9 protein-coding genes and 1 tRNA gene are annotated in these 11004 nt (G+C 37.3%); 5 read left to right on the plus strand and 5 right to left on the minus strand.

Features of this window, described 5'->3' with window-relative positions:
• Positions 1-1846, plus strand: a 1846-nt coding sequence (locus Q0L68_RS10785; RefSeq protein ID WP_296702795.1) for an FtsX-like permease family protein, incomplete at its 5' end; no start/stop codon positions are given.
• Between the two features lie 245 nt (positions 1847-2091).
• Here Q0L68_RS10785 and Q0L68_RS10790 read toward each other — a convergent pair.
• The 5 genes from Q0L68_RS10790 to mltG all read right to left on the minus strand — a co-directional run bounded on the left by Q0L68_RS10790 (position 2092) and on the right by mltG (position 6771).
• Positions 2092-2176: transfer RNA gene (locus tag Q0L68_RS10790), tRNA-Ser, on the minus strand.
• A 219-nt stretch (positions 2177-2395) separates the two neighbouring features.
• Positions 2396-4234, minus strand: coding sequence for a DUF885 family protein (locus tag Q0L68_RS10795; RefSeq protein ID WP_296702798.1), 1839 nt, complete (start codon positions 4232-4234; stop codon positions 2396-2398).
• Positions 4235-4324: 90 nt separating this feature from the next.
• Positions 4325-5308 carry a YihY/virulence factor BrkB family protein gene (locus tag Q0L68_RS10800; protein WP_296702803.1) on the minus strand — a complete coding sequence of 328 codons (984 nt, stop codon included), beginning with the start codon at positions 5306-5308 and terminating at the stop codon, positions 4325-4327.
• A gap of 3 nt (positions 5309-5311) precedes the next feature.
• The gene (locus Q0L68_RS10805) at positions 5312-5725 is read right to left on the minus strand and encodes a thioesterase family protein (protein WP_296702807.1); all 414 of its coding nucleotides are present in this window, start codon (positions 5723-5725) and stop codon (positions 5312-5314) included.
• A gap of 2 nt (positions 5726-5727) precedes the next feature.
• Complete coding sequence (mltG, locus tag Q0L68_RS10810) at positions 5728-6771, minus strand: endolytic transglycosylase MltG (protein ID WP_296702809.1); 1044 nt, start codon at positions 6769-6771, stop codon at positions 5728-5730.
• An 89-nt stretch (positions 6772-6860) separates the two neighbouring features.
• On the opposite strand from mltG, the gene Q0L68_RS10815 reads away from it, so the two are divergent.
• From Q0L68_RS10815 to Q0L68_RS10830, 4 genes are all read left to right on the plus strand, one after another.
• Positions 6861-7289 (plus strand): (deoxy)nucleoside triphosphate pyrophosphohydrolase, encoded by a 429-nt coding sequence (locus Q0L68_RS10815; RefSeq protein WP_296702811.1) that lies wholly within the window; start codon positions 6861-6863, stop codon positions 7287-7289.
• Positions 7290-7295: 6 nt separating this feature from the next.
• The gene (locus Q0L68_RS10820; protein WP_296702813.1) at positions 7296-7925 is read left to right on the plus strand and encodes an L-threonylcarbamoyladenylate synthase; all 630 of its coding nucleotides are present in this window, start codon (positions 7296-7298) and stop codon (positions 7923-7925) included.
• A 32-nt stretch (positions 7926-7957) separates the two neighbouring features.
• Positions 7958-8578, plus strand: coding sequence for a WbqC family protein (locus Q0L68_RS10825; protein WP_296702816.1), 621 nt, complete (start codon positions 7958-7960; stop codon positions 8576-8578).
• Positions 8579-8662: 84 nt separating this feature from the next.
• Positions 8663-11004: ATP-dependent Clp protease ATP-binding subunit (locus Q0L68_RS10830; protein ID WP_296702819.1), on the plus strand; the 2342-nt coding region annotated here is incomplete at its 3' end.

Genomic DNA, 11004 nt, shown 5'->3' on the forward strand with positions numbered 1-11004 from the left:
TCAAAATGGCCTGGCAGTATCGATATCTAATGTTTTTGAGAATGTTCCTCAGAATTCATCTCTTCAATTTGATTTTGTCTTACCGTTTGAATTGTTGTTGGATGAAAATCCTTGGATGAATAATTGGCAAAGTGGAGGAAATCAAACCCTGGTGATGCTGCGAGAGGGAAGTATTGATCCTAATACGAAAATTTCTTCTTTAATTTCAGAGAATTGCAGTGAATGTACTACCCAACCTTTTTTATTTCCTTTTCATAAACAACGCCTATATGGTGAATTTGAAATGGGTAAATCGGTTGGAGGTAGAATCCAACAAGTTTATCTATTTGCAGGGATAGCATTCCTCATTCTTGCGATGGCTTGTATCAATTTCGTAAACCTTGCAACCGCTAAATCAGCCAGTAGAAGTAAAGAAGTAGGAGTGAGGAAATCTATAGGCGCAAGTAAAAAGAGTCTGGTTTTACAATTCATATTTGAATCAGTTATTTTGGCCTTTTTAGCTTCAGTATTCGCCTTGCTACTGGTTCAGTTATTACTTCCATTTTTTAATGAAGTCACGGGGAAATCTCTGGAATTAAAATTGGGAGATCCGGTATTAATCACCGGAGTAGTTAGCATTACTTTGCTCACAGGATTAATGTCAGGGCTTTATCCAGCTTTGTTACTTTCACGTTTCAATCCTTCTAAAGTATTGAAAGGAGATAGTAGTGCAGGGCTGAAAGGAGCAAGTATTAGAAAAGTATTGGTTGTAGCCCAATTTGCCACTTCAGTAATTTTAATCTTTGGAAGTTTGATCTTATTTCAACAAATCCGGTTTATCAGTGAAAGGAATTTAGGTTTTGACCGGGATAACGTGGTGGTAGTAGATCAAAATGAAGGATTGGTTCAGGCTTTTCCAGTAATCAAAAATGAATTGCAGCAGCTGACAGGAGTGGAACATGTGGCATTCGGTGGAAATAATGTCTTCACTATACCTATCACGAGTACCGATCCGATTTGGGATGGGAAGTCTGATGAGGAAGATATCAATTTCAAGGTTTTTAGATGTGATGATGGGTTTCTTCCGGCCTTAAATATTCCTTTAGTTGCTGGGAGAAATTTTATAGGAAAAGGAGACAGTTCTAATTACTTGGTAAATAGAAAGGCAGTTGAGTTAATGGGTTTGAACTTGGAAGCTGCCGTAGGAACGAAAGTCGAAATGTGGAATGGTCCTGGAGAAATAGTGGGAGTTACAGAGGATTTTCATAATGACAACCTCAAGTTTGGAATTCAACCAATGATTTTCATGTTTTCTGAAAGTGTAGGAAACCATTACTTTATACGCCTTTCTGAAAATCAACCAATCCAAAGTACGCTCGATCAAGTTGAAAGTATATTTCAGGAATATAACCCAGATTATCCATTTGAATTCAATTTTCTCAATGAGGTATTTAACAGAGAATATAGACAGGAGGAAGTAATAGGGAAGCTTTCTTTAGCATTTACTATTCTTGCTATTCTGATTTCTGGTTTGGGATTGTTTGGATTATCCTTGTTTTCTGCGGAGCAAAGAGCAAAAGAAATCGGAGTCCGAAAAGTAATGGGTGCTTCGGTCATAGATCTTGTTTTGATGTTGTTTCGAGATTTCGGGTATTTGGTAAGCATTGGGTTACTGATAGGGATTCCCGTGGCTTGGTGGATAGTAGATAGTTTTCTTTCCAGTTATGCATACCATATTTCTATCCATTGGTCAATATTTATTCTTATTGCTGGAATGATTTTTTTAATGACGCTTTTATCTGTTGGATTTCAGTCATTAAGAGCAGCCCTTTCCAATCCTGTTGACTCATTGCATACGGATGGGTAATAGAATTAAAGTAATCCATATGTAACTTTAGGGTTTCTCAGAAAAAATATTAGATGTTTTTCTCTTTCTGAAATGCCAAAGCAAAAAAACATAACAATCTCATTTAACATGTAGCGGTTATTTAATAAAGGGGGAACTAAGCTTCAAGAAACGTTTTTGGGACTGTTTTAAAAAAAGTCAAGCAAGTTTAACTTCCTTATCAGAGTTAAATGATAAAACCCAAGCAATCTGCTTGGGTTTTTATGCAGAGGAGGAGGGATTCGAACCCCCGGTACCTTGCGGTACAACGGTTTTCAAGACCGCCGCATTCGACCACTCTGCCACTCCTCTAGGTGGACTTTTATTAATCAGAGGTTTTTTCGAGACCGCCGCTCCACGATATCTATCTGGACCTGCACTCTGCCACTTCTCTAGGTCATAATCAGAAATATTTCCCTGATTTGGTTTGCAAAGGTATTATAAAACCCAACTTTTGCAAAGCCCTGATCCTGATTTTCTGCTAAGGCCCTGATTATTTTGAGATTAATTTTTCACCAAGCTTTCAATTACTTATTCTGCTTTCTTTTTCTTGCCAATCCAAAGGTCTACTTCTTCCTCCAAAAGGTTTAATGGAAGGGCTCCCTGGCTCAATACCAAATCATGAAATCCCTTCAGATCAAACTTTTCTCCCAACTCGTTTTCAGCTTTTTCACGCAATTCTTGGATTTTCAACATCCCTATTTTATACCCTGTAGCCTGACCGGGCATCACCATATACCTTCTTACTTCCGACCGGATTGCCCCATCTGAAATAGAAGAATTATCCTTGAAATAAGCAATAGCCTGAGCTTCGGTCCAGCCTTTGGAATGTAAACCTGTATCTGTTACCAAACGGATCGCTCTCCAGATTTCATTTACCAATCTTCCAAAATCATAATATGGGTTTTTATACTGTCCCATTTCTTTTGCCAAAGCCTCAGAATATAAAGCCCAACCTTCTACGTATGCATTGAAGAAAAACTGGGTTCTAAATTTTGGAATGTCTTGTAATTCTTGCTGAATGGAAATCTGCATATGATGCCCTGGGTTCCCCTCATGATAAGCCACACCTTCCATAGTTGATTTGGGCATGGCAGTCATATCTGATAGGTGTACATAGTAAGTACCAGGACGACTTCCATCTGGAGTTCCCTGATTATAATGTTGTGGCGCACCATCCTGTTCCCGGAAGGGTTCAACTCTTTTTACGACCAATTTGGCTTTAGGTAGAATCCCAAAATAGTCAGGGAGTTTTTGAGTAATGGTATCTAAGAATGCTGATGATTCATCCAAATATGCCTGACGTCCTTCATCCGTATTTGGGAAAAAGAACTGAGGGTCACTGTTTATAAACTCAAAGAATTCCTTCAAATCACCTTCAAAACCAACCTTATCTTTTATTGCCATCATTTCTCCTTGAATTCTCTCCACTTCACGTAATCCTATATCATGGATTTCTGATGCCGTCAATTCAGTCGTCGTTGCCTGATTTAACTTGTAATTATAAAATGCTTCACCATCATGATGTCTGGAAAGTCCGGTTGGTGTTTCTTCAAGGGTTGGCAATTCTTCTTTCAACCAAACAACTAATTCTGCATAAGCTGGCTGAAAGGAAGTAAGAAGTGCCTGCTTTGCATCTTCCTTAAGTTTTGCTGCCTGCTCTGAAGTAATTAAACCATCTTGTTCAAGCTTCTCGATTTTAGTCAAAGCATCATTCCAGAGTGGTGCAGTTTTATCTGATTTGTCAAATGGTTGGCCCGAAATAAGTGACTCTGATTGCTGGATCACATATTCGTAGGCAAATTTTGGTGGTTTATAGCCTGCTGCAGTTTGTTCCTTTGCTCGTTCCAATAGCTGACTCATTGCTCTTCCCAATTCTGAATAACGGGATATCAATGCCTCCATATCTGAAATAGAATCTACCTTGTGGAAATTGATCAGAATATTAGGGAGGTTGGTATGCATCCCTGTCATTTGATTAAACATGTATCCTGATTTACGGAAGTCCCAAGCAATTTTTGCCTGCTCATATTGGTACTCCCAAAGTCTATAGGATAAAGAAGCCTCATGATTAATCTGATCCATGGAGAACTTTTCCTTCATTTCTTTGACACTTTCCTCCATCCAATCCAACATTTTCTTTTCAGCTTCTTCGCTCATGTCATCTATTTCACCATAATGATCTTTTCTTCCTTGTGTTGTCAACTGAATAGGGCTCATTTGAAGAAGCTCCTCATATTCCTGGTCAAACCAAGTGTTTATCTCTCCGGTTTGATCTTCTAAGTTTGTGCTCTCCTCACAACTTGTCAGAGCTCCAATGCATAAAGAAAGGAGCAGGAAATAATAATATTTCAGGAATTTAACTTGCATAAGATGGATGATTGGGGAATTGGGTTTTAACGACTCGTTAAATATAGCTATTCAATTTGAAAGATGAGATTCCAAGATCTCAATTACCTGTTAATCATTATTTCTGCTAATAACAGGCTCATAGGATTCTTCCTCCTCAAAATCTTTTAACCTCTTTTCTTCTTCTACCAGATCAAGACTAACATTCACTTCAAAGCAAACCAAAACGATCATTGAGGTGATTAAAAGCCAGAGCATCAGGGCTATCAATGTTCCGATTGACCCATATAATTTATTGTAGCTGGCAAAGTTGTTTAGGTAAAAAGTAAATCCGTAAAAGCCCAAAGTAATAAGAAGTCCTGCTAATCTTGCTCCGATAGAGAAGAACTTCCATTTATCATGAACTGCCGGTGCAAATCTAAAAATGTAAGCGGTGGCTATGTAAAACATGGAAAGGAGTACCACGAATTTTAAAGTTGTAAACAAAAAAATCATAAATCCTGAGTTGAAAACTTGTAGTTCATCCAGTCTCTGAATAATTACGCTTCCCAAAATCATGACAGTACTTGCCGCAAAGATGGTAAGCACTAAAATCAAAACTATACTTGCAGCAATTATTCTGGATTGAAAAAATCCTCGGTTTTCTTTTGTTTGATATACGGAATTAAAGGAATTCATCATTGAGACCACACCTTGAGTTGATGAAAAAAGTGCAAAGAAAAAACCTAAGGAAATCAGGCTTTGTCTAGGCCTCGAAACGATATCCATGACTGTGGTCTCCACTTGTGAATAGAGTTCTCCCGGAAGAACTTCCTGAATAAATGTGAGAATATTTTGTGTCGTTACTATTGGGAAAAAATCCTGTAAATAAGGAATGATGTTCAAAAGAAAAAGAAGCAAAGGAAACAGTGCCAAAGTGAAACTGAAAGCTACAGAACCTGCTCTTTCAATGATATCATCTTTTTGAAGTTGGAGTATGAAAACCCGGCCTACGTCATATAGGTTTTTATCGGGATTGCCAAAATGGATCTTTTTAAAATACTTGGCCTTTTCTTGTAGGCGATCCTGAAATTTTTGAATCTTTTCTTTGACCACTAGCTACTTATTCTGAAAGTACGGTTTCAATAAAGCTAATAAATTCTGGGGAGGTCTGGTTGGCTGATGGTTTTCTTTTTTTAAAAATGCCAGAGAAGTCCACCCTTTAGTGATCAATTCTTTTTGTTCATTAAATACTTCGTATTCAAATTTTATTCGTACCCCAGGCATATTCGGAATAGAAGTCTTTATAGTTAATAACTCGTCATATTTTCCAGGCTTAAGGTAAGTAAAATGACTTTCCAACACTGGCATGATTACGCCGCCATCTTCCATTTCCTTATAGCTAAAACCTATTTTTCTCATCGATTCTACCCTCCCAACTTCGAAATACATCGCATAATTGCCATAATAGACATAACTCATTTGATCAGTTTCTGCGTATCTAACTCGAATTTGGGTTTTTGATGAGTACATCCTTAATATATTTTCGCTGCGTTTAATGCAGCCTGATATCGTCTTGCATTCGCATTATGTTGAGCCAAATTAGTTGCAAATGCATGATATCCTGAAAAATCTTCCTTTGCACAAAAGTATAAGTACTTATGATCTTCAGCATTCAGGACAGCCTCTAGGGAATTAATATCTGGTAAGTTGATAGGTCCTGGAGGCAGACCAGCATATTTATAAGTATTGTAAGGGCTTTCTATTTCTTTATGGACATTTAAAACTCTCTTCAACGAAAAATCACCCACTGCAAAAACTAAGGTCGGATCGGCCTGTAAGGGCATATTTAGCCTTAATCTGTTTAAGTAAACTCCGGCGATTTTTGGTCTTTCATCTGATTTTTGACTTTCAGACTGAACGATAGAGGCCAAAGTACTAACTTCTTTTGGGCTCAGGCCTAGGATTTCTGCTTTTGACTTTCTTTCTGCCGTCCAAAATGATTCATATTCTTTATACATTCTATCAAAAAGGGCTTCCGGGCTGGTATTCCACCAAACTTCATAAGTATTTGGGATAAACATACTCATGATAGTCTCTTCATTGAAATCAAACTTTCTGATATAGACAGAATCATTGATCAATTCCAAAAACTGACCTTCGTCTATTTCTAGATTTTTTGTGATTCGTTCAGCAAGATCTTCTTTGGTTCTAATATTATTAAAAGTAATTTTTATAGGAGCCTGGTTTCCAGATCTTAGGTGCCTTACCAATTCCAAATTGGTCATTTTTGGACTGATGATATAAAGTCCAGGTTTGACCGCTTCTTGGTATCCCAAGACTTTTGAAACAAATGAAAAGCTAACCATATCGTTGACAACATTGTCCTCATAAAGTTGATTGCTTACTTGTTTGAAAGTCGCATTACTTGGGATTTTCAAAGTGTAACTATTTTCAGTTTCCAGTAGACTATTGGGGCTGAAAAACACTTGGTAAAAATAAAAGGACATGGAAATGGCCAAAACCGAAAAGGAAATGATCAGTACCAGAAATATCTTATTCTTTTTATCACTTAACATATGGCGTCAAAAATAGGAAAAATTCCTTTGAGAGGAATTATTGCTGATATCCTGTGTTGAATCTTTTTGCTTGATTTATATTTAACTCTATGAAAGCCATTCCTGTTACTTGTGCAATTATAATTCATCAAAATAAAATTCTGGTCGCCAAAAGATCCTCAAAGATGAGCCAGCCAGGATTTTGGGAATTTCCGGGTGGAAAAATTGAAAATAATGAAAGCAAGGAGGATTGTTTGAAAAGGGAAATCCTGGAAGAATTGGGAATTGTGATCACTGTAAAATCTAAATTGACTCCCTCTATTTATGAATACTCCTCAGAAAAAGTCATTCAACTCTTTCCTTTCATTTGTGATTGGGAATCTGGCGATCTACAGATTTTGGAACATGAAAAAGTAATGTGGGTAGCTGTGGATGAATTGCAAAATTTAAATTTGGCACCAGCAGATATTCCAATTTGTAAGGAACTTTCTCATAATTGGCAGGCTTTTCGAAGTAAGTCTTCCACACAGGCTAAATAAAAAAAGATGGCTGCTGAATTTATTCGTTTGTATGAGGAAAATCCTGATCCTAAAAGGATAAGACAGATTGTTGATGTCTTAAGAGATGGTGGAGTAATTATTTATCCCACCGATACAGTTTATGGATTGGGTTGTGATATTATGAATTTGAGAGCAGTGGAGAAAATCTGCCGGATTAAAGGGATAAACCCCAAAAAGCATAATTTTTCATTTATATGTGCTGATTTGAGTAATATCGCTGAGTATACCCGGGTGATCACTAAGCCGGTTTTCAAAATGATGAAAAAAGGACTTCCAGGGCCTTTCACTTTTATTTTGGAAGCAAATACCCATGTCCCCAAAATTTTGCATAGCAATAAAAAAACAGTTGGAATTCGTGTTCCTGATCACTCAGTTCCCAGAATGATTGTAGAAGAGTTGGGGCAACCGCTTTTATCTACTTCAATCCGTGATGAGGATGAAGTTATCGAGTATAGCACTGATCCGGAACTTATTTTTGAAAAATATCAAAATCTCGTGGATATCATCATTGATGGAGGTTATGGTCAAAATATTGGATCTACCATTCTTGATTGTACAGGAGATGAAGTGGAAGTTTTGAGAGAAGGTCTTGGACAGTTGGAAGATATTATTTGAAATGAAGAATTTACATAGACTAGCTTTTTAATATGAAAAAAGTTGCGGTTGACTTGCACTTTCTTCCTTGCTTGGAGTTTTTCACTGCAATCATAAATGCAGATGAGATTTTGGTTTCTCCTTCTGAAATTTATCAAAGACAATCTTACCTAAACAGAGCTAGAATTCGCTTAGCCAATAAAATTGAAACTCTAAGTATACCAATCCAAGGGAGAAGACCAAGGCTTCCTTTAAATCAGGTTTTGATCGATTACAGCCAAAATTGGCAAAAAATTCACCTTAGGGGAATTCAATCAGCATATGGTAAAGCACCTTTTTTTGAATTTTTTTTTCCATACATACAACCGATTTATGAAAGAAAGCATCCTAGTTTATGGGACTTAAACTTTGAGATGCTGACAATATGTCTCAAGTTATTGAGGTTAAATGGCAAGTTGACTGTCTACCAAAATCTTGATAAAGATAACGTTGATTTCGACTTAAGAGGCCATATTAGCCCCTCAAGCTCACATTCTGAAAGAAACCTTTATAGTCCCACTGCTTATACTCAACTTTTTGGCTTAGACTTTGAGCCGAATCTAAGTGTTATTGATATTCTGTTTTGTACAGGCACTGAAGCAAAAAAGCTTTTGTTAAGTTCTGTAAAAAAATAATGAACAATCAACAAAAGGATTGTGTTTTTAAAACAAATTCGGTAACATACGTACAGGAATATTAAACAATCAGAAAGGAATTAAATGGAAGCTAAATTTTCAAACAGAGTTAAAGAGGTGATCTCTCTCAGCCGTGAAGAAGCGCTTCGCCTGGGACACGATTATATTGGTACAGAGCACCTCTTGCTGGGGATGATTCGGGAGGGTGAAGGTGTAGCTGTTTCCATTCTTAAAAAATTGGGAGTGCCCTTAGATGAACTTCGTGGAGCTATAGAAAGAGCCGTGAAAGGTACAGCCAATCATAATGTCAAAAATATGGCAAATATACCCCTGACCAGACAGTCAGAAAAGGTATTGAAAATTACATATTTAGAAGCTAAAATATTTAAAAGTCAACTCATTGGCACAGAGCATTTGCTGCTATCTATTTTGAGGGATGAGGATAATATTGCCACTCAAATTTTAAATAAGTTTGATGTCAATTATGATTCAGTCAAAGAGATGCTAGAAATGAACTCTGATGGTGGAGCTTCTCCTAGAGCACGTGCTGAGGCAGAAGACGGTGATGAGGATGGCTCTAAACTTTTTGGTTCTCCAGGAAGCGGTTCTGGAAGCTCAAAAGCAGGAGCTGAAAAATCAAGAACCCCTGTTTTGGATAATTTTGGTCGGGATTTGACCAAGATGGCTGAAGATGACAAACTGGATCCCATTATTGGAAGAGAGAAAGAGATTGAAAGAGTTGCACAGATTTTATCAAGAAGAAAGAAAAATAATCCAATCTTAATCGGTGAGCCAGGAGTTGGTAAAACCGCCATTGCAGAAGGATTGGCTTTGAGAATTGTTCAGAAAAAAGTCTCTCGAGTACTTTTCAACAAGCGCGTAGTGACTTTGGACCTTGCTTCATTGGTAGCTGGTACTAAATATCGTGGTCAATTTGAAGAGAGAATGAAAGCTGTAATGAATGAGCTTGAAAAATCTCCAAATGTGATCTTATTTATTGATGAGTTACATACTATTGTAGGAGCTGGTGGAGCCTCAGGTTCTCTTGATGCTTCAAATATGTTCAAGCCTGCTTTGGCAAGGGGTGAAATCCAATGTATTGGAGCAACCACTCTTGATGAATATAGACAGTATATTGAGAAGGACGGTGCTTTGGCACGTCGTTTCCAAATGGTAATGGTTGATGCCACCTCTCCAGAAGAGACCATCCAGATTCTAAACAATATCAAAGATAAGTATGAGGATCACCACAATGTGAATTATACAGATGCTGCTATTGAGGCCTGCGTGAAATTATCAGATAGATATATTTCTGATAGATTTTTGCCGGATAAAGCTATAGATATTCTTGACGAAGCAGGTGCTAGAGTGCACATTAACAATATTCATGTTCCTGAGGATATTTTGAAATTGGAAGCTGAAGTGGAGGATATTAAAACTGAGAAAAACCGTGTGGTAAAATCTCAGAAATATGAAGAGGCCGCTCAGTTACGTGATAAAGAAAAGAAATTATTGGAGCAATTAGAAGTTGCAAAGGTAAAGTGGGAAGAAGAAAGTAAATCTAAAAGATATACTGTTGAAGAGGAAAATGTTGCTGAGGTGATTGCTATGATGACTGGAATTCCTGCTAAAAGGATTGCCCAGAATGAAGGAGCTAAACTTCTCAACATGAATCAAGAGTTGGCAGGGAAAGTGATTGGACAGGACGAAGCTATCAAGAAACTTACCAAGGCAATTCAGAGAACCAGAGTTGGATTGAAGGATCCTAAGAAACCAATTGGTTCATTTATTTTCTTGGGACCAACAGGCGTAGGTAAAACTGAGCTTGCAAAAATGCTTGCTACGTATCTTTTCGATAAAGATGATTCTTTGATAAGAATTGACATGTCGGAATACATGGAGAAATTCTCAGTATCCAGATTAGTGGGGGCACCTCCAGGATATGTTGGCTACGAAGAAGGAGGTCAGCTTACTGAAAAAGTTAGAAGAAAGCCATATTCTGTAGTTTTACTTGATGAAATAGAAAAAGCTCATCCTGATGTATTCAATATCCTTTTACAGGTATTGGATGATGGAATTTTAACGGATGGTCTTGGAAGAAGAGTTGACTTTAGAAACACTATCATAATCATGACTTCCAATATTGGAGTTCGTGATCTTAAGGATTTTGGAGCAGGTATCGGTTTTGCAAACAAAGCTAAAAGCGATAATTTGGATGATGTTGTGAAGTCGACAATTCAGTCTGCTTTGAAGAAGGCATTCAGTCCTGAATTCTTGAATAGATTAGATGATGTTGTAGTATTTAATTCTCTTAACAAAGAGCATTTATTTAAGATTATTGACATCAGTTTAAACAAACTGTTCTCAAGAATTACAGATCTTGGATATCAGATTGAGTTGACTGAGAAAGCTAAAGAGTTCTTAGC

The sequence above is a fragment of the Algoriphagus sp. genome (assembly GCF_024642405.1).
GTDB lineage: Bacteria > Bacteroidota > Bacteroidia > Cytophagales > Cyclobacteriaceae > Algoriphagus.